The 18,690-nt window shown below is 61.8% G+C and carries 18 protein-coding genes; 4 read left to right on the top strand and 14 right to left on the bottom strand.

Features of this window, described 5'->3' with window-relative positions; translation table 11 throughout:
- Positions 1-9 precede the first annotated feature (9 nt).
- From lpdA to zapE, 13 genes are all read right to left on the bottom strand, one after another.
- Positions 10-1,422, bottom strand: coding sequence for a dihydrolipoyl dehydrogenase (gene lpdA / locus B9A15_RS05925; protein ID WP_084409150.1), 1,413 nt, complete (start codon positions 1,420-1,422; stop codon positions 10-12).
- A gap of 89 nt (positions 1,423-1,511) precedes the next feature.
- Positions 1,512-2,066: a hypothetical protein gene (locus tag B9A15_RS05920; RefSeq protein WP_139798223.1), complete on the bottom strand. Its 555-nt coding sequence runs from the start codon at positions 2,064-2,066 to the stop codon at positions 1,512-1,514.
- The gene (locus B9A15_RS05915; protein ID WP_084409149.1) at positions 2,063-2,806 is read right to left on the bottom strand and encodes an SDR family oxidoreductase; all 744 of its coding nucleotides are present in this window, start codon (positions 2,804-2,806) and stop codon (positions 2,063-2,065) included. The genes B9A15_RS05920 and B9A15_RS05915 overlap by 4 nt, the downstream gene beginning before the upstream one ends.
- A gap of 154 nt (positions 2,807-2,960) precedes the next feature.
- On the bottom strand, positions 2,961-3,092 hold the full coding sequence (locus B9A15_RS23605) for a hypothetical protein (RefSeq protein ID WP_280173779.1): 132 nt from the start codon (positions 3,090-3,092) through the stop codon (positions 2,961-2,963).
- A gap of 23 nt (positions 3,093-3,115) precedes the next feature.
- Positions 3,116-4,726, bottom strand: coding sequence for a 2-oxoglutarate dehydrogenase complex dihydrolipoyllysine-residue succinyltransferase (odhB, locus tag B9A15_RS05910; RefSeq protein WP_084409100.1), 1,611 nt, complete (start codon positions 4,724-4,726; stop codon positions 3,116-3,118).
- A 64-nt stretch (positions 4,727-4,790) separates the two neighbouring features.
- Positions 4,791-7,778 (bottom strand): 2-oxoglutarate dehydrogenase E1 component, encoded by a 2,988-nt coding sequence (locus tag B9A15_RS05905; RefSeq protein ID WP_084409099.1) that lies wholly within the window; start codon positions 7,776-7,778, stop codon positions 4,791-4,793.
- A gap of 126 nt (positions 7,779-7,904) precedes the next feature.
- On the bottom strand, positions 7,905-8,672 hold the full coding sequence (locus tag B9A15_RS05900; RefSeq protein WP_084409098.1) for an FkbM family methyltransferase: 768 nt from the start codon (positions 8,670-8,672) through the stop codon (positions 7,905-7,907).
- A 5-nt stretch (positions 8,673-8,677) separates the two neighbouring features.
- On the bottom strand, positions 8,678-9,598 hold the full coding sequence (gene sucD / locus B9A15_RS05895) for a succinate--CoA ligase subunit alpha (protein ID WP_084409097.1): 921 nt from the start codon (positions 9,596-9,598) through the stop codon (positions 8,678-8,680).
- A gap of 44 nt (positions 9,599-9,642) precedes the next feature.
- On the bottom strand, positions 9,643-10,059 hold the full coding sequence (locus tag B9A15_RS05890) for a PIN domain-containing protein (protein WP_084409096.1): 417 nt from the start codon (positions 10,057-10,059) through the stop codon (positions 9,643-9,645).
- Positions 10,043-10,300 (bottom strand): DUF6364 family protein, encoded by a 258-nt coding sequence (locus tag B9A15_RS05885; RefSeq protein WP_084409095.1) that lies wholly within the window; start codon positions 10,298-10,300, stop codon positions 10,043-10,045. Before B9A15_RS05885 ends, B9A15_RS05890 begins: the two co-directional genes overlap by 17 nt.
- A gap of 68 nt (positions 10,301-10,368) precedes the next feature.
- Positions 10,369-11,559, bottom strand: coding sequence for an ADP-forming succinate--CoA ligase subunit beta (gene sucC / locus B9A15_RS05880; RefSeq protein ID WP_084409094.1), 1,191 nt, complete (start codon positions 11,557-11,559; stop codon positions 10,369-10,371).
- 75 nt (positions 11,560-11,634) lie between these two features.
- Positions 11,635-12,597, bottom strand: a complete 963-nt coding sequence (gene mdh, locus B9A15_RS05875; RefSeq protein ID WP_084409093.1) for a malate dehydrogenase — start codon at positions 12,595-12,597, stop codon at positions 11,635-11,637.
- A 658-nt stretch (positions 12,598-13,255) separates the two neighbouring features.
- The gene (gene zapE / locus B9A15_RS05870) at positions 13,256-14,422 is read right to left on the bottom strand and encodes a cell division protein ZapE (RefSeq protein ID WP_084409092.1); all 1,167 of its coding nucleotides are present in this window, start codon (positions 14,420-14,422) and stop codon (positions 13,256-13,258) included.
- Positions 14,423-14,661: 239 nt separating this feature from the next.
- Between zapE and hisB the strand changes: the two genes are divergently transcribed.
- Genes hisB through hisA form a run of 4 tightly spaced genes read left to right on the top strand, consistent with a single transcriptional unit; the run spans position 14,662 to position 17,194 of the window.
- Positions 14,662-15,270 carry an imidazoleglycerol-phosphate dehydratase HisB gene (gene hisB, locus B9A15_RS05865; protein ID WP_084409091.1) on the top strand — a complete coding sequence of 203 codons (609 nt, stop codon included), beginning with the start codon at positions 14,662-14,664 and terminating at the stop codon, positions 15,268-15,270.
- The gene (locus tag B9A15_RS05860) at positions 15,267-15,776 is read left to right on the top strand and encodes a DUF2628 domain-containing protein (protein ID WP_084409090.1); all 510 of its coding nucleotides are present in this window, start codon (positions 15,267-15,269) and stop codon (positions 15,774-15,776) included. Before hisB ends, B9A15_RS05860 begins: the two co-directional genes overlap by 4 nt.
- A gap of 18 nt (positions 15,777-15,794) precedes the next feature.
- On the top strand, positions 15,795-16,448 hold the full coding sequence (hisH, locus tag B9A15_RS05855) for an imidazole glycerol phosphate synthase subunit HisH (RefSeq protein ID WP_084409089.1): 654 nt from the start codon (positions 15,795-15,797) through the stop codon (positions 16,446-16,448).
- Positions 16,449-16,453: 5 nt separating this feature from the next.
- Entirely contained in the window at positions 16,454-17,194 is a 741-nt protein-coding gene (gene hisA, locus B9A15_RS05850) for a 1-(5-phosphoribosyl)-5-[(5-phosphoribosylamino)methylideneamino]imidazole-4-carboxamide isomerase (RefSeq protein WP_084409088.1), read from the top strand.
- Between the two features lie 43 nt (positions 17,195-17,237).
- On the opposite strand, the gene B9A15_RS05845 is transcribed toward hisA, so the two are convergent.
- Complete coding sequence (locus tag B9A15_RS05845; protein WP_084409087.1) at positions 17,238-18,572, bottom strand: bifunctional folylpolyglutamate synthase/dihydrofolate synthase; 1,335 nt, start codon at positions 18,570-18,572, stop codon at positions 17,238-17,240.
- Between the last annotated feature and the right edge of the window lie 118 nt (positions 18,573-18,690).

Below are 18,690 nucleotides of genomic sequence, written 5' to 3'. Positions count from 1 at the left end.
CCATCGGTCTCAGATGTGGATTGGCTTGCCGTAAGCGGCGGCCATCGCCGCCTCGCGCATCGCCTCCGAAAGCGAGGGATGGGCATGGCTGGTCAGAGCCACGTCTTCGGCCGAGCCGCCGAACTCCATGACCAGCGCAGCTTCCACGATGAGATCGCCGGCGCCCGCCCCCAGAATATGGCAGCCGAGCAGCTTGTCGGTCTTGGCATCGGTGAGCATCTTCACGAAGCCGTCCGTCGCCAGCATGGCGCGGGCGCGCCCATTGGCCATGAAAGGGAATTTGCCGACCTTATAGTCGATGCCGGCCTTCTTCAGCTCTTCCTCGGTCTTGCCGACCGAGGCGACTTCCGGCGCCGTATAGACCACCGACGGGATTGCGTCGTAATTCACGTGACCCGACTGGCCGGCCAGGATTTCGGCGAGCGCGACACCCTCGTCCTCCGCCTTATGGGCAAGCATCGCGCCGCGCACCACGTCGCCGATCGCATAAATGCCGCCCACATTGGTGCGGAAATGCTCGTCGATATGGACCCGGCCGCGATCGTCGAGCTCGACCCCGGCACTCTCGAGGCCGAGACCTGCGGTGTAAGGCTTACGGCCCGTGGCAACGAGCACGACATCGGCCGACAGCGTTTCCGCCTCGCCGCCCTTGGCCGGCTCGAAGGTGACGGAACCCTTGTCGCCATCCTTGGAGACGGCGGTCACCTTGGCGCCCAGCTTGAAGGTGAAGCCCTGTTTGACGAGAAGCTTCTGGAAAGCGGTTGATACCTCTGCATCCATCGGGCCGAGCACCTTGTCGAGATATTCGACGACGGTGACCTTGGCGCCGAGACGCGACCAGACGGAGCCGAGCTCAAGGCCGATGACGCCGCCGCCGACGATCACCATCTCGCCGGGGACCTGGGACAGGGCTATCGCTTCGTCGGAGGAGACGATCGTATCGGCGTCGAACTGAACCTCGACGCCCGGAATGCCGGCGACCTCGGAGCCGGTCGCAATGACAATGTTTTTCGTCTCCAAGGTCTCGGTCGAGCCGTCGTCCTTGGTCACCTCTACGGTTCCCTTGCCGGTGATCTTACCGGTCCCGACGACGCCGGTGACTTTATTCTTCTTGAACAGATAGGCGATGCCGTCGACATTCGACTTCACCGTCTTGTCCTTGTGACCCATCATCGTCGGCAGATCGAGCTCGGGGCTCACCTTGATGCCGAGATCGGCAAGCTGATGGCCGGCTTCGTGAAAGCGCTCCGAGGCATGGAGCAGAGCCTTGGACGGTATGCAGCCAACATTGAGGCAGGTGCCGCCATAGGTCTTGCGCTTCTCGACGCAGGCGACCTTCAGGCCGAGCTGCGCGGCTTTGATGGCGCAGACATAGCCGCCTGGCCCCGAGCCGATGACGACAAGATCATAGGTGTCAGACATGGTGTGCCGTTCCTGTTCGAAATTCGTATTCAACGTGTCTGTTTATGTGATCGACCCTAATGCGGCGATTCGCTCTTTCGCACCACCGATCAGGAGCCCAATCCGACGATCGAGACGCGAAGCTCATTGCAAGCCCCGTCAGGACAGTTGCCTCTTGCCTTATCGAAACTTAGCTCGGTCGATTGCAAATGCGCAGCTTCGATCTGCAGGGGACGAAAAGGCGGCTCCGCCTGAACGCTCGGCTGGACGAGACGGGTCTGGTAGCAACCAGCGAAGATTTTTCTATCACCGTTCGTGGAGAGCGATTCGATGACGGTCGGAACGCTCGAATAGACGGTGCCCGCCGCCCCCTCAGAGACAACGTCGCCGAGTTTCACGCGAACGCTTTTCGTCGTCTCACAGCCCGAAGCGAATGTCTCGAAATCGGCGCGGCCAGACTGGCCCGTGAAATAGCTCCACGCTCTCAGATATTCCTGTCGATCGATCGCATTATAGAGCGACTTGATCAGCGTCTCCGGCGAGGAGCGGTCGTCCATATATTCGGGGATGGTCTCGCTTGTGGTCGCCGCCGCGAGCGTCGGTGTGGCTCCGCTTATCGCGATCATGAGAGTAACAAGATCGAAGGCTTTGGGACACTTCCTCATGGCAAGATCGACCTCGCTCCAGAGACGTCGAGGATCGCGCCAGTCGAATAGGACGCTTCGGACGAGGCCAGCCAGAGGATCGCCTTTGCGACTTCTTCCGCGGTTCCAGCGCGTTTCATAGGGAGCGTCGGCGCAAGATCGGCGACCCGGTGCGGCTGACCGCCGGACGCATGAATTTCGGTATCTATGATCCCGGGCCTCACGCCATAGACGCGGATATCCTCCTCCACGACCTCCTTGGCGAGGCCCACCGTGAAGGTGTCGATCGCGCCTTTCGACGCGGCATAGTCGACATATTGGCCCGATCCGCCGAGCTTGGCGGCGACCGAGGAAACACTGACGATTGCGCCGCCCTCCCCGCCACGACTCTTCGACATGCGGCGGACGGCTTCGCGAGCACAAAGAATACTTCCGGTCACATTGACCCGCATCATCCGGTCGATGCGCGCGATGTCCATCTCGGCGACGGTTTGAGCGCGGTAGACGATCCCGGCATTGTTGACGAGACCCGAGAGACGCCCGAAGCGATCGGCAGCCTCGAAGAGGTGAAGCACATCGCGCTCCTCGGCCACATCGCCCTTGACCGCGATGGCGCTGCCGCCAGCCGTTTTGATCGAGGCGACGACATCCTCGGCTGCAGTCTTGTTCGACACGTAATTGACGACGACCGCATAGCCGCGCTCTGCCGCAAGGCGCGCGGTCGCAGCCCCAATTCCGCGCGAGCCTCCGGTGACGATCATGACATTGGCCAAGACATGTCCCTTCGCGTCTTCGTCAATCCACCGGCGTCAGCGTCAGACGCGCGCAGTCGATATAAACGGGAATCTTCGTGGTCTTGTCGACGCTGGCCGTCTGAAGCTGCTCCATCACATGGACCCGCCGGGCGAGTGTCCCCTAAAAAGCCGCGGAGCCAGCCTGGATCGTCTCCGGACCGAGCTTCTTCGAAGCGAGAGATGCGCCGACGGCGGCGGCCGCCGTCAGCGTCAGATTGCGAAGGATCTCAGAGACATCGACCAGGGTCTTCATCTCGAAAATCCTTCACCCCCGGATCAAAGATCGAGAATCAGCCGCTCGGGATCTTCCAGGTTCTCCTTGACGCGCACCAGGAAGGTCACGGCCTCCTTGCCGTCGACGATCCGGTGGTCGTAGCTGAGCGCCAGATACATCATCGGGCGAATGACCACCTGGCCGCCGATCGCCATCGGCCGCTCCTGGATCTTGTGCATGCCGAGAATGCCGGATTGGGGCGCGTTGATGATCGGCGTCGACATCAGCGAGCCATAGACGCCGCCATTGGTCAGGGTGAAGGTGCCGCCCTGCATGTCGGCGACGCCGAGCTTGCCGTCGCGGGCGGCCTTGGCCAGACGCCCCAGCTCCTTCTCGACCTCGGCGATGGTCATCTGGTCGGCGTCGCGGATGACCGGGACGACAAGGCCCTTATCCGTGCCGACGGCCATGCCGATATGGCAGAAGTTCTTATAGATGATGTCCGTGCCGTCGATCTCGGCATTGACCGCGGGGATCTCCTTCAGGGCATGCGTGACCGCCTTGGTGAAGAAGCCCATGAAGCCGAGCTTCACGCCATGCTTCTTCTCGAAGAGATCCTTGTATTTCTTCCGCATTTCCATGGTCGCGGTCATGTCCACCTCGTTGAAGGTGGTCAGCATCGCGGCCGTGTCCTGCGCATTCTTCAGACGCTTGGCGATGGTCTGGCGAAGCTTGGTCATCTTGACCCGCTCTTCGCGTGCCGCGTCGTCTGGCGCCGATTGCGGACGGGCCGCAGCCTGGCTCGGCTTTTCCTGGGCCGACGATGGCGCCCCCTTGGCGACCGCTTCGAGAACGTCGCCCTTCAGGATCTGACCGTCTCGGCCCGAACCCGAAACCTGCGACGCCGAAACGCCCTTTTCGTCCATCATCTTGCGGGCAGAGGGTGCCGGCGGGCGACCCGCACTTTGGTCCCGCACCTCCTCGCGCGCGGTCGCACCAGCGCCCGGGGTCGGCGCGGCGGCCTCACTCTTCGGGGTCTCTTGGCCGCTTCCGGCAGACGCGCCTTCTTCGATCTTCATCAACAGCGCGCCAACCTGCACATCGTCGCCTTCCGAGACGAGCACTTCGCGGATGACACCGGCGACGGGCGACGGCACTTCCTGAGCGGCCTTGTCGGTCTCGAGTTCGAGGAGCGCCTCGTCGACGGCGACCGCTTCGCCGACCTTCTTGAAGATCGAACCGACCTGGGCCTCGGTCACGCTTTCGCCTGCCGCCGGAACATTCACCTCGACGAGCTTACCGCTACCCGAGCCGCTTGCCTGCGAACCGGACGCTGATTCACCGCCATAGCCGCCGGCATCATCGGACGCAGCCTCCGCTTTCGCCTCGTTCGAAGGCGCCTCGGTCGCGTTGTCCGTGCTGGTGGAGGAGCCCTCGCCTTCGCCGAGCGTGCCGATCAAGGCACCAACCTCGACAGTCTCACCTTCCTTGGCAACGATTTCCTGCAGAACGCCTGCGGCCGGCGCGGGCACTTCGACCGTGACCTTGTCGGTCTCCAGTTCCGCAATCGTCTCGTCCTGCTCGACGCGATCGCCGACCTTTTTGAACCACTGGCCGATCGTCGCCTCGGTCACGGATTCTCCGAGGGTCGGAACTTTGATGTCGGTGCTCATGACTTAATGGTCTCTCGCCGTCTCGTATCGGTCGGATAATGGCTGATGGGAAACGCGCCGGCGATCAGCCGAGCGCGTCTTCGAGGAATGCTTCGAGCTGCTTCATATGGGTGCTCATCGTTCCGGCGGCCGGAGACGCGGCAGCCGGGCGGCCGGCATAACGCACTCGGCGCTTGTCCGCCTCGATATGGTCGAGCACCCACTCGAGATAGGGATCGATGAAGGACCAGGCGCCCATATTCTTGGGCTCCTCCTGGCACCACACCATCTCGGCCTGCTTGAAGCGCGACAGTTCCGTGATCAGGGCCTTGGCCGGGAACGGATAAAGCTGCTCCAAGCGCAGGAGATAGACGTCGTCGACACCGCGCTTCTCGCGCTCTTCGTAAAGGTCGTAATAGACCTTACCCGAGCACATTACGACGCGGCGAATCTTGTCGTCCGGAACCAACGAAATCCCACCATCCTTGAAGCGCTGGGCGTCGTCCCACAGAAGGCGGTGGAAGCTCGTATCGCCCGACATCTCGGAGAGTTCGGAAATCGCCCGCTTGTGGCGCAGCAGTGATTTCGGGGTCATCAGAATCAGCGGCTTGCGGAAGTTGCGCTTCAGCTGACGGCGAAGGATATGGAAATAGTTGGCCGGCGTCGTGCAGTTGGCGACCTGCATGTTGTCCTCGGCGCAGAGCTGGAGGAAACGCTCCAACCTCGCGGAGGAATGCTCCGGTCCCTGGCCCTCATAGCCATGGGGCAGCAGCATGACGAGGCCGGACATGCGTAGCCATTTGCGCTCGCCCGACGAGATGAACTGGTCGATCACCACCTGGGCGCCATTGGCGAAATCGCCGAACTGGGCCTCCCAGAGCGTCAGAGCGTTGGGCTCGGAGAGCGAATAGCCGTATTCGAAGCCGAGCACCGCTTCTTCCGAGAGCATCGAATTGATGACCTCGTAGATCGCCTGACCCTTGGAGACATTGGCAAGCGGAACGTAACGCTCCTCGGTTTCCTGATCGTAGAGAACCGAATGGCGCTGGGAGAAGGTGCCGCGCTCGCAGTCCTGACCGGACAGGCGGACGGGATGGCCTTCGGAGACCAGCGAGCCGAAGGCCAGCGCCTCGGCCGTCGCCCAATCGATCCCCTCGCCCGAGTCGATCATCTTGGCGCGGTTGTCCATGAAGCGTTGGACCGTGCGATGGACGTTGAAGCCATCCGGCACGCGGCAGAGCTTGGAGCCGATGTCCTTCAGCGTCTTCATCGGAACGCCGGTCCTGCCACGACGCGGCTCGTCCTCTTCCTCGGCGCGGCGCAGGCCCGACCAAGCCCCGTCCAGCCAATCCGCCTTGTTGGGCAGATAGGCTTGACCGGCCTCGAATTCCTCGTCGAGCTTCTGACGCCATTCGGCTTTGCGCTTATCCACGTCCTCCTCCGAGAGGAGGCCTTCGGAGACAAGCTTCTTGGCATAGATTTCCAGCGTCGAAGGGTGATTGCGGATCACCTTGTACATCTTCGGCTGGGTGAATGCCGGCTCGTCGCCTTCGTTGTGACCGAAGCGCCGGTAGCAGAACATGTCTATGACGACCGGCTTGTGGAACTTCATCCGGAATTCGGTCGCGATCTTCGCCGCATAGACCACCGCTTCCGGATCGTCGCCATTGACGTGGAAGATCGGTGCCTCGACCATCTTGGCGACGTCCGAGGGATAGGGCGAGGAGCGCGAGAAGCGCGGATTGGTTGTGAAGCCGATCTGATTGTTGATGATGAAGTGGATCGAACCCGCGACCCTATGGCCGCGAAGTGCCGACAGATTGAAGCATTCCGGCACAACGCCCTGGCCGGCAAAGGCCGCATCGCCATGAAGCAAGAGCGGCAGAATGCGCCCGCGGGTTTCCAGCGGCACGATATCCGTGCGCGTCGCGCCGGCGATCTGGTCCTGCTTCGCCCGAGCCTTGCCCATAACAACCGGATCGACGATCTCCAAATGCGAAGGGTTCGCCGTCAGGGATAGATGGACATTGTTGTCATCGAAGGTGCGATCGGAAGACGCACCGAGATGGTATTTGACGTCGCCCGAGCCTTCCACATCCTCGGGCTTGAAAGACCCGCCCTTGAACTCGTGGAAGATGGCTCGATGCGGCTTGGCCATCACCTGGCTAAGGACGTTCAGGCGGCCGCGATGGGCCATGCCGAAGACGATCTCTTTGAGCCCCAGCTGACCGCCGCGCTTGATGATCTGCTCTAGCGCCGGGATCAAAGCCTCGCCGCCATCCAGGCCGAAACGCTTCGTCCCCTTATATTTGACGTCGAGGAACTTCTCGAAACCCTCGGCTTCGATCAGCTTGTTGAGAATCGCGCGCTTGCCTTCGTCGGTGAAGGCGACGCCCTTGTCCGGCCCCTCGATCCGCTCCTGGATCCAGGCCTTCTCCTGCGGATTGGAGATATGCATGAATTCGACGCCGAGGGTCGAGCAATAGGTGCGCTGGAGGATCTCCAGCATCTGGCGGATCGTCGCGAATTTCAGGCCGAGGACGTTGTCGATATAGATCTGCCGATCGTAGTCGGCCTCGCTGAATCCATAGGCCTTGGGCGACAACTCGTTGTAATCGTCGTCGGCGGGCTTTGCGATACCGAGAGGATCGAGCTTGGCGTGAAGATGGCCGCGCACGCGATAGGCGCGGATCAGCATAAGGGCGCGCACCGAATCCTGGCGCGCTTGGTTGAGCGCGGCCTCGCTCAGCTCGACACCCTGCTTCTGGGCTTCCTTCTTGACCTTCGTCTCGATCTTCTGGTCGACCGCGCCCCAGTCGCCATCGAGAGCGGAGACGAGTTCGCCATTCTGCGCGATCGGCCAGTTGGTCCGCTGCCAGGACGGGCCGTCCGCATTCTTCTTCACGACGGCCGCGTCGTCCTTCAGGCCGCCGAAGAAATCGCTCCAGTCCTGCGAAACGGAGGACGGATCGGCTTCATACTGCGCGTAGAGTTCCTCGATATAGTCGGCATTGCCGCCATAGAGAAACGAGGTCTCGGCAAAAATATCGTTGGCTTGATTGCTGCGTGCCATCTGGACGTTGCGGTGCCCGGCGAAGGGGCCCGCCTCCTCGTTCTGTTACCGAATGCAGAACCCGCTGGGTTCTGCCCTTGCATCCTGTTCAAAACCCTGCCGCAACGGCAAGGCCATAACCGCATTTTAGAAGCGGCGCGCGATCTCGGCAGGCAAATAGAACGTGTTCATGGTTTGCCTATCGCCGAGCCTCAGCGTCATGCCGTCATAATGGGCGGCTTCGTAGCCTGCGGGCAGATGGGCGAGCATGTCGACATCGTGCCGCGACTCCAGCATAACCACCGGGCGAGCGCGCTCCAGAAGAGCCCGGCCACCGTCGAGAACGTTGGGCTCGAAGCCTTGCACGTCGATCTTGACGAAGACAGGGCTCAAACCCGGACATTCTGCATCGAGCGTCGAAACCTGACAGGTGACCTCGCGGATCGTCACCTTTTGAGGGTCGAAACCGGCCAGATTGTCGGCGCTCAACCAGCTTTCCGCCTCGGCTCGATCGAGCGAGGCGAGGCCGTCAAACATCCAGCCATTATAATAGGGAATGAAAAGAGTGAATTCACCAGGGCGATCGCCGAGCGCGCGCTGGCGAATCTCCACATTCGCATCGGCCTTGAACAGGTCCTTCAAGTCGTCCGCGAGCTGAGGATTCGGCTCGAAAGAGATGATCGGCGCGCGGGGAAGCGTCAGCCGCACCGCATCGATGCTCTGCCCGCGATTGCCGCCAATATCGAGAATGAGGCCGCTGGGATCGAACCCGAGCGCCCTCAGCGCTTCGAAGTCCTGTTCGAAAGGACGTTTGAGGCGGCGACGCACGCCCCGCTGGACGGCATTCTTCAGTCCGAACAGCCAGGGCGCCCGAACCTGGGCACCCCGAATCTGACGCGCGATCGCCTCTCGCATGGTGGTCAGCCCTTCAGGACTTCGACAAGGGTCTTGCCGAGCTGGGCGGGCGAGGGCGACACACGGATGCCCGCAGCCTCCATGGCCGCGATCTTGTCTTCCGCGCCGCCTTTGCCGCCGGAGACGACGGCGCCGGCATGGCCCATGGTGCGGCCCTTCGGCGCGGTGCGTCCGGCGATGAAGCCGACCATCGGCTTCTTGCGGCCCTTCTTCGCCTCGTCAGCGAGGAACTGCGCCGCGTCCTCCTCGGCCGAGCCGCCGATCTCGCCGATCATGATGATCGACTTGGTCGCCTCGTCCGCCAGGAACATTTCGAGGACATCAATGAACTCGGTACCCTTGACCGGATCGCCGCCGATGCCGACGGCCGTCGTCTGGCCGAGACCGGCATTGGAGGTCTGGAAAACGGCCTCATAGGTCAGGGTACCGGAGCGCGAGACGATGCCGACCGAGCCCTTCTTGAAGATATTGCCCGGCATGATGCCGATCTTGCACTCTTCCGGTGTCAGAACGCCCGGGCAGTTCGGGCCGATCAGACGCGAGGATGACTTGGCGAGCTTGGCCTTCACCTTGACCATGTCGGTCACGGGAATGCCCTCGGTGATGCAGGTGATGAGGTCGATCCCCGCCTCGATCGCCTCTTCGATGGCCGCAGCCGCGCCTGCCGGCGGGACATAGATCACCGAAGCGCTCGCGCCGGTCTTTTCCTTGGCTTCAGCGACCGAAGTAAAGATCGGCAGCTCGGCGCCAGCTTTCGCGCCGGCCCCCTCGCCCGCGGTCCAGGTCTCGCCGCCCTTCTTGGGATGGATACCGGCCACCATCTGGGTGCCGTGATAGGCGAGCGCCTGCTCGGTGTGGAAGGTGCCGGTCTTGCCGGTCAAGCCCTGCACAATGACCTTGGTGTTCTTGTCGACCAGAATGGACATGGGTTGATACTCCTTGACGGTCACCCAGCTCAAAGAAGAGGGCGTTACAGAAAGGGATTGATCGCGGTCACCGACCCGTAGACCTGATCATGACTGAGGTCTTCGGTGTAAAGCGTCTTGGCGCCGAGACGCTCCGCAGCGGCGATGATGGCGCCGTCCCAGTAGGAAATCTTGTAGCGCTGGGAAAAATCGATCCCCGCAAGAACGAGCCTGTCATCAACGACGACAAACGGCTTTCGCCCAAGCAGCGAAACCCATCGCCGCGCCTCTTCCGGAGAAACCGGCACCGGCTTCGTACGGACGGCATTTGCATAAAATTCAGCGAGAACCTGACCGCTGGTACCGAACTGCGTCGTGAGGAGACCATGGGCAACTTCCCATTTCGCCGGCTCGCTCCACTGAGCGCTCGCAGCGTAAATGAGGATGTTGGTGTCAAGAAAGACATCAGCGCCAGCGATCAAAACGCGGCTCTCCGGAATAGGTCTCTTCACGACTGGGACGCCAGCTCCCCATATCCGCCTTGCTTTCACGAGAGAGCTTCAGAAGCTCTTCGGTAATCTCGTCATGCTCTTGCTCCAGCGCCACGAGCCGCTGCAGATAACTGCGCACCATCTCGTTGACGCTCGTGCGCTTCATCGCAGCGAGAACCCGGACCTTGTCGAGCAGGTCCTCATCGATCGCGAGAGTGATGTTTTTCGCCATGGCAACCCCACACGGATTATGTGCTACACATAACCCGTGTGGCTCCCATATTCAAATCGAAAAGCGCCTCAGCCGACAGCCGCGACGATCTTCTGGGCCGCGTCGTCGAGATCGTCGGCCGCCGTGATGGCGAGGCCACTCTCATTGAGGATCGCCTTGCCCTTCTCGACATTCGTGCCTTCGAGACGCACGACCAGCGGCACCTGCAGGCCCACATCCTTCACCGCCGCTACGACGCCCTCGGCGATAACGTCGCAGCGCATGATGCCACCGAAGATGTTGACGAGAATGCCTTTGACGTTCGGATCAGCGGTAATGATCTTGAAGGCGGCCGTCACCTTCTCCTTGGACGCACCACCGCCCACATCGAGGAAGTTCGCCGGCTCTTTGCCGTAGAGCTTGATGATGTCCATCGTCGCCATGGCGAGGCCGGCACCGTTCACCATGCAGCCGATATTGCCGTCGAGTGCCACATAAGCGAGGTCGTATTTCGACGCCTCGATCTCCTTGGCATCCTCTTCGCTCTCGTCGCGCAGCGCCTTGATGTCGTCGTGACGGAACAGCGCGTTACCATCGAAAGAGACCTTGGCGTCGAGCACCCGCAGATGACCATCGGTCATGACGATGAGCGGATTGATCTCCAGAAGGCTCATATCCTTCTCGACGAAGGCCTTGTAGAGGATCGGGAAGAGCTGCATCCCATCGACCTTGGCCGCGCCACCGAGCTTCAGTGCATTGCAGAGCTCTTCGGCATTGGCCGCCGTCACGCCCGCGACAGGATCGATCGGCAGAGTGAGGATCTTCTCTGGCGTCTCTTCGGCGACCGTCTCGATGTCCATGCCACCTTCGGTGGAGGCGACGAAGGCGATCTGACCGACCGTACGGTCGACGAGCAGCGAGAGATAGAGTTCGCGATCGATATCGGCACCATCCTCGATATAGAGGCGGTTGACCTGCTTGCCGGCATCGCCCGTCTGCTTGGTGACGAGCGTGTTGCCCAGCATGTCCTTCGCGTTGGCGACGACCTCTTCGACGGACTTCGCGAGGCGAACACCGCCCTTGGCATCGGGCCCGAGTTCCTTGAACTTGCCCTTACCGCGACCGCCGGCATGGATCTGGCTCTTGACCACATAAAGGGGGCCTGGAAGCTGCTTGGCAGCAGCCTCGGCTTCGTCCGCGCTGGTGATGGCAACACCGGAAGCGACCGGCGCGCCATAGCCCTTCAGGACTTCCTTGGCCTGATATTCGTGAATGTTCATGAAAGTGTCCTCGTCCCTTGCGGCGAGCAGAGTTAAAAACGGGCCACCTACAAGAGGCGGCCCGGACAGGTTCGATCAGCCGAGATTGGGCGCGATGCCGCGGCAGGCTTCCATCAGGCCCTTCACCGAATCCACCGACTTGTCGAAATTGGCGCGCTCGTCCGTGTCGAGTTCGATCTCGATCACGCGCTCGACGCCGCCTTCGCCAATGACGCAGGGCACGCCCACATACATGTCGTTGAGGCCGTATTCGCCCTTGAGCGCTGCGGCGCAGGGCAGAACGCGCTTCTTGTCCTTTAAATAGGACTCGGCCATCTGGATCGCTGAGGCGGCCGGCGCGTAATAGGCCGAGCCGGTCTTCAGAAGGCCGACGATCTCGGCGCCGCCGTCGCGGGTGCGCTGGATGATCTCTTCCAGGCGCTCATTGGTGCACCAGCCCATCTTGACGAGATCGGTCAGCGGAATGCCGGCAACGGTCGAATAGCGGGCGAGCGGAACCATCGTATCGCCATGGCCGCCAAGCACGAAGGCGGTGACGTCCTCGACCGAGACCTTGAATTCGGATGCGAGGAAATGACGGAAGCGCGCCGAATCGAGGACGCCAGCCATGCCGACGACCTTATTGGTCGGAAGACCGGAGAACTTCTGCAACGCCCAGACCATCGCGTCGAGCGGATTGGTGATGCAGATGACGAAGGCGTTCGGCGCATATTTGGCGATGCCGGCGCCGACCTGCTCCATGACCTTCAGATTGATGCCGAGAAGATCGTCGCGGCTCATGCCGGGCTTGCGGGCGACACCGGCGGTGACGATGCAGACATCGGCGCCTTCGATCGCGGCATAGTCGTTCGCGCCGGAGAAAGTGCCATCGAACCCTTCGACCGGACCGGACTCGGCGATGTCGAGCGCCTTGCCCTGCGGCGTGCCTTCCGCGATGTCGAAGAGAACGACGTCGCCGAGGTCTTTCAGACCTGCGAGATGGGCAAGCGTTCCGCCGATCATGCCGGAACCGATCAATGCGATTTTATTGCGGGCCAAGGTCGAGCCATCCTTCTTTCAGGCGATGCCCAAGGGCCATGGATCGACATCCACGCCGGGCACCTTCTGCGATTGACACCAGTGCCGCGCCCGCATTCAATACAGGTGCGCCGTTACGTCAGGTGGCGATCCGTCAAGAGACGGCCGGCCGAAGCAGGCCTGAACCCAACTGTCGAAAGTTGGACTCCAACGATGCGCCACCTATTCGGCGTCGCAATATACCGCACCTGAAATGCAATCAACCGCCCCAAAAGTCGCTTCAACAAACTCAATCGGTTAGAGACAACGGGACTTACGTAAACGTCAATATGAACCGTCAATGATGTCAGTGGGAAGCCGGCTACAGCGGTAATCCGCAAGGAGCTTTAAGTTTTTTCGATAAACGCCTCAAAAATCGAATTGAGGCTTACGAGGAAAGGTCGGATCGCGTTCCTTCATAGGCTGACCGGTGGCTCATCACCGTTGGAGCGGCAGGGGTTCGAAGGCTCGACAAGCGCTTCTTCAGCGCAGAGCGACAAGGGTTCGACCGAGCGGCGCAGGACCTGCCCAAGGCCTATGAGACCCTCATTCGCCGGAATTCTCCCCGAAATTTCGGCACATCGCATCCGACACGTGCTTCGAGGTGAGTCGATTCGACAATCGCCTCTCCCCGGAAGGGCTATGCCTCGCCTTTGTCGTGGCTGAAATAATCCTCACTGCGCATCTCAAAGAGTCGGGACACCGTGCGCTCGAATTCGAAGCGCTCCGTCCCCGATGGCGCGGTGTAAAGCTCTTTGGCCGGCACTTCCGCCGAGAGGATGAGACGCCGGCGCCCGTCATAAAAGGTGTCGACCAGATTGATCAGACGTTTGGCCTCATTGCGCTGGGAGACGTCCATGGCGGGGACATTCTCGACCACGACCGTATGGAATCGGCGTGCGAGAGCCAGATAGTCCTGGGCGCCAAGCGGTCGCTGAAGGAGATCACCGAAAGAGAAGCGCGCTGCACCATTGCCGGCGCGCGGCACCGGGATTGTCCGGCCCTTGACCGACAATGAGGCAGTCCCCTCCTTCTCGCCCGAAAGAAGCGTCGTCCAGACCGCGTCGATCCGAGCAACCGCTTCCTCACCGAGCGGCGTGACATAAAGGTCTTCCGAACCGATTGCGGCAAGCCGATAATCCTCGGTGCCGTCCAGGGCCAAGACTTCGACATGGTCCTTAAGCCTGTCGACGAAGGGCAGGAAGAGGCCGCGATTGAGGCCGTCCTTGTAGAGATCGTCCGGCGCCACATTGGAGGTCGCGACGAGGACGACACCCTCGGCAAAGAGGGCGTCGAAGAGCCGCGAAAGGATCATTGCGTCAGCAACGTCCGTAACGGAGAATTCGTCGAAACAAAGGAGCAGGCTCTCTCGAGCAATCTGTTCGGCGACCGGCGGGATCGGATCGTCCTGCTTGGCCGTACCGTCGCGAACCTTGTCGCGATGCGCGCCGATACGATCATGGACGTCGCCCATGAAGGCGTGGAAGTGGACTCGACGCTTCTTCGAGACCGAACTCTGGCGGAAGAACATGTCCATGAGCATGGTTTTTCCGCGCCCGACCGATCCATGGACATAGAGGCCGCGGACCGGCTCGCGCTTACTCTTCTTGCCGAACAGCCAGCCAAGCGCGCTCGACTTGGTCGCAAGGCTCGTCGCCGAAAGGTCCTTGTCGAGCCGGTCGAGGCGATCGGCCAGAAGGCGCTGGGCCGGGTCCGCCTCTATCTCGCCGGTGCCGATCAAATGCTCGAGGGCCGTCCGCACTGGACCCCAATTCTTGCGATCGCTTTCGAAACGGCTTGCGGGCATTGGAACTCCGGTCGGCACTTAAGAGATACCGTCTCCATAGCGAAGGTGCAGCCTCGGCTGCAACGCGTCGCCTCCACACTCCGTAGGCGGCTATATGACGCCCGACGGCATCATCCCTGAAACTTCACTCAGCGCAAGATGATGCGATCGCATCCTTGCGATGATGCGAAAGCGCTTTTCACGCTTCCGCTCGATGCTCTAGAAGCACGAAGGACAATCAAAGGCGTAAGAGGATCATTATGGCAGGCAATGCCGGGCGGCGCGATGCCACGATCGAGCGGACCACCAAGGAAACGGCGATCCGCACGCGAGTCGATCTAGACGGGAGCGGCCGCTCGACGATCGAGACCGGCATCGGCTTCTTCGACCATATGCTCGACCAGCTCTCGCGCCACTCGCTGATCGACATGGAGATTGAGGCGAAGGGCGACCTGCATATCGACGATCATCACACGGTCGAAGACACCGGTATCGTCATAGGTCAGGCGATTCGCCAAGCATTGGGCGACAGGCGCGGGATTCGCCGCTACGCCTCGCTCGATCTCGCCATGGACGAATGCCTGACCCGCGCGGCGATCGACGTCTCAGGGCGGCCTTTCCTGGTGTTTTCAGCCGAGTTCCCGCGAGAGAAGATTGGCACCTTCGACACGGAGCTCGTGCGCGAGTTCTTTCAGGCCTTTGCCCAGAATGCCGGCGTGACCCTCCACATTACAAACCTCTATGGCGCGAATGCCCATCATATTGCGGAGACCTGCTTCAAGGCCGTGGCGCGGGTGCTGGGCGATGCCATCGCCATTGATCCGCGCCAGGCGGACCTTGTCCCGTCCACGAAGGGAATGCTGGCGTGAGGCTCGCGCGCTGGATTGTCTTGGAGCCGCCTGGTGGCGGGCCATCCGACAGCGGAGGGGCGAAGCCAAGCGAGAATGCCCGCTTCATCAAGGATCGCTTCTCACCGCTTGCCTTCTTCTTCACGTTTCTCTGGCTCTTCTGGCACCGTCTCTGGATCGCAGGTCTCGTCGTCCTCGGCCTCGACATCGGCCTTTATGTCCTGATGGCCGGGTCGGATCTTGAACTTCTCTCCTCCGCCATCCAGATCGGTCTGGCGCTTCTGATCGGCCTAGAAGGCAGAAACCTCGTCTGCGAGCGGCTGCGCTGCAAAGGTTGGCGCGAGGCGACCGTCATCCATGCCGGCAATCTGTCAGAGGCCGAGACGATCTATTTTCACGGGCAGAGCCCCGTGCTGGAGGGGGCCGGCAACAAGCGCGCGCTGAAGAGAACGCCGCCACCGGTAAGCCCGCCAGTCACCCTGCCCTGGACTGCACCGACGCCGCCCGCCTCGCCCCCCAGCGCCTGAAGCCCATCGGAGACATTCATGCAGACCGTTGCGATCATCGACTACGGCTCCGGCAATTTGCGCTCGGCGACCAAGGCCTTCGAACGAGCGGCCCGCGAAAGCGGGGTCGATGCGGATATCATCCTCACCGACGATGCCGAGGTCGCCCGCAAGGCCGACCGGATCGTGCTTCCGGGGGTCGGCGCCTATGCCGACTGCCGCGCCGGGCTCGACGGGGTCTCTGGAATGGCTGAAGCCCTGCAAGAGGTGATCGAGACCGCTGGCCGCCCCTTTCTGGGCATTTGCGTTGGCATGCAGCTGATGGCCGAACGGGGCTTGGAGAAAGCGACAACGGCGGGTTTCGGCTGGGTAGACGGCGATGTCGTCAAGATCGAGCCGGACGATGCGAAGCTGAAAATCCCCCAGATCGGCTGGAACACGCTCTCCGTCGTCACCGACCACCCGCTTCTGAACGGAATCGAGACCGGCCCGGACGGGCTCCACGCCTATTTCGTCCACTCCTATCACCTGGCCGCGGCACGCGCCGACCAGTTGGTGGCAACGACCGATTACGGCGGCGATGTCACTGCCATGGTGGCGAGCGGCAACAAGGTCGGAACGCAGTTCCACCCTGAAAAAAGCCAGACGCTCGGCCTCAAGCTGATTTCCAACTTCCTGACCTGGACGCCTTGAAAGCTATGCCAATTCTCTTCCCAGCCATCGACCTTAAGGACGGTGCTTGTGTGCGCCTCAAACTCGGCCTGATGGACGAGGCAACTGTGTACAATGCCGATCCCGCGGCCCAGGCCCGTAGCTTTCAGGCTGATGGGTTCAGCCATCTTCATGTGGTCGATCTCAATGGCGCATTCGCTGGCACCGCCATCAATGGCGAGGCGGTCGATGCCATTCTCACCGAGGTCGGCGGGTTGATGAAGGTCCAGCTCGGCGGCGGTATCCGCACCATGGCCGATATCGAAAGATGGCTCGGCAAGGGCTTGGCGCGCGTCATTCTCGGAACGGTCGCCGTGCGCGACCCCGATCTCGTCATCGAGGCCTCGCGCCGCTTTCCCGGTCAGATCGCCGTCGGCATCGACGCCAAAGGCGGCAAGGTCGCGGTGGAAGGCTGGGCGGAGACGTCCGAACTTTCGGCCATCGAACTCGCCAAACGCTTCGAGGACGCCGGCGTCGCCGCGATCGTCTATACGGATATTGACCGCGACGGCGTCCTTGCCGGCATCAATTGGGAGGCGACGATCGATCTGGCCGAAGCCGTCTCAATCCCGGTCATCGCCTCGGGCGGCCTTGCCTCGATGGCCGATGTGGTTCGGCTGACGATGCCGGACGCCGCCCGCCTGGAAGGCGCCATCTCCGGCCGCGCTCTCTATGACGGCCGCATCGATACGAAGGAAGCATTACGGGTTCTCGGCGGGGACTGTTGACGGAGGTTCCAGCACCGCATTTTGGCTGAGCCAAAGAGGCAAACTATTCCGGCGCCAGCCCACTCTTCTCCAAGACCTCGCCGACGAGATAGAGCGAGCCGCAGATGAGGAAGCGGGGGGCAGGCTGGACCTGCCAGTTGTCTGAAACAAGGCGCAGTGCGGCCTCGACGCTCTCGACTGCTTCGCCGTCGAGGCCTGTATCGAGAGCGAATTCGGCAAGCTCTTCCGGATCGATCCCGGCGTCGGTCGTCGAAAGCGGCACGGTCAGGACGCGCCGGGCGATCCCGCCGAACGCCTCGAAGAACCCCGTCGGGTCCTTGGTGTTAAGCATGCCGCAGATGAGAAAGAGCGGCCGGGACACCTTGTCTTCGAGATTGGCGAAAACCTCCGAGATGACCGCCCCGGCGCCCGGATTGTGCCCGCCATCGATCCAAAGTTCGCCGCCGGGAACCATCGCGTCGAAGAGCGGGCCCGAGGTGATTTTCTGTAGACGACCTGGCCATGAGACGGTTCCCATGGCAGCCGCGATCGCGTCTTCGCTTGGATCGAAGCCGGCGCTGCGAAGCGCCGCGATGGCCGTGGCGGCGTTCGACAGCTGGTGGCGTCCGGGAAGCCTCGGCAGGGGAAGATCGAGCAGTCCGATATCGTCCTGAAAGACCAGACGTCCGCGTTCTTCGAAGGCGAAGAAGTCCTCGCCATAGAGTTTGACAGGCGCGCCATTGCGGTCGGCGATCGATGTGATCACGTCGACGGCGACCCGCTCGCTCTGCTGGCCGATGACGAGCGGCACGCCGGGCTTGATGATCCCCGCCTTTTCCGCGGCGATGAGTTCGACCCGGTCGCCGAGGAAGGACTGGTGGTCGAGGGATACCGGCGTGATGATTGAAACGGCCGGGCGTTCCAAGACGTTGGTCGCGTCGAAGCGCCCGCCCAGTCCGACCTCGATTACGGCCACATCGGCCGGGTTTTCCGAAAACAGGAGAAACGTCACGGCCGTCAGCACTTCGAAGACGGTAATGGAATCGTCGCCATTGGCCCGGGCAGCGCGCATCACCGCGTCGGCCAAGACATCGTCGGCGACCAGACGGCCCGGCTCGCCCTGGCGGCCCAGCCGGTATCGCTCATGCCACGAGACGAGATGGGGCGAGGTGTGCACATGGACCGAACGGGTGTCGGCTTCGAGGATCGCGCGGCAAAAGGCGGAGACCGACCCCTTGCCGTTGGTTCCCGCCACATGGACCACGGGCGGCAGACGCTTTTGCGGATCGCCAAGCTTGGCGAGCAGCTGGCGAATTCGATCGAGCGAAAGATCGTAACCTTTCGGATGGCGGGCAAGGAGCCGCTCGATCTCCATGGTGGCGAGGGAAGTGGTCGTCATATCCTCACGACTTATGCCAGCCGAAGAGGGTTTGCAAAGCGCAAACCCCTTCAAGAGATCGCCATTGGGGTGTTTTCAAACCACGCCGTGACGGAGGGTCGCATCGCGATAAGACACG

It is taken from the genome of Fulvimarina manganoxydans (assembly GCF_900176465.1).
Classification (GTDB): Bacteria; Pseudomonadota; Alphaproteobacteria; order Rhizobiales; family Rhizobiaceae; genus Fulvimarina; species Fulvimarina manganoxydans.
The sequence above is the reverse complement of the archived record's forward strand: the minus strand, read 5'-3'. Positions and strand labels throughout refer to the sequence as shown.

Coding starts and splice junctions, on each gene's coding strand:
- B9A15_RS05920 (WP_139798223.1), bottom strand. CDS start 2,066: ATGAGGAAGTGTCCCAAAGCCTTCGATCTTGTTACTCTCATGATCGCG.
- B9A15_RS05905 (WP_084409099.1), bottom strand. CDS start 7,778: ATGGCACGCAGCAATCAAGCCAACGATATTTTTGCCGAGACCTCGTTT.
- hisH (WP_084409089.1), top strand. CDS start 15,795: ATGCAGACCGTTGCGATCATCGACTACGGCTCCGGCAATTTGCGCTCG.
- B9A15_RS05900 (WP_084409098.1), bottom strand. CDS start 8,672: ATGCGAGAGGCGATCGCGCGTCAGATTCGGGGTGCCCAGGTTCGGGCG.
- hisA (WP_084409088.1), top strand. CDS start 16,454: ATGCCAATTCTCTTCCCAGCCATCGACCTTAAGGACGGTGCTTGTGTG.
- B9A15_RS23605 (WP_280173779.1), bottom strand. CDS start 3,092: ATGAAGACCCTGGTCGATGTCTCTGAGATCCTTCGCAATCTGACGCTG.
- B9A15_RS05915 (WP_084409149.1), bottom strand. CDS start 2,806: ATGATCGTCACCGGAGGCTCGCGCGGAATTGGGGCTGCGACCGCGCGC.
- hisB (WP_084409091.1), top strand. CDS start 14,662: ATGGCAGGCAATGCCGGGCGGCGCGATGCCACGATCGAGCGGACCACC.
- odhB (WP_084409100.1), bottom strand. CDS start 4,726: ATGAGCACCGACATCAAAGTTCCGACCCTCGGAGAATCCGTGACCGAG.
- zapE (WP_084409092.1), bottom strand. CDS start 14,422: ATGCCCGCAAGCCGTTTCGAAAGCGATCGCAAGAATTGGGGTCCAGTG.
- sucC (WP_084409094.1), bottom strand. CDS start 11,559: ATGAACATTCACGAATATCAGGCCAAGGAAGTCCTGAAGGGCTATGGC.
- sucD (WP_084409097.1), bottom strand. CDS start 9,598: ATGTCCATTCTGGTCGACAAGAACACCAAGGTCATTGTGCAGGGCTTG.
- lpdA (WP_084409150.1), bottom strand. CDS start 1,422: ATGTCTGACACCTATGATCTTGTCGTCATCGGCTCGGGGCCAGGCGGC.
- B9A15_RS05885 (WP_084409095.1), bottom strand. CDS start 10,300: ATGGCGAAAAACATCACTCTCGCGATCGATGAGGACCTGCTCGACAAG.
- B9A15_RS05845 (WP_084409087.1), bottom strand. CDS start 18,572: ATGACGACCACTTCCCTCGCCACCATGGAGATCGAGCGGCTCCTTGCC.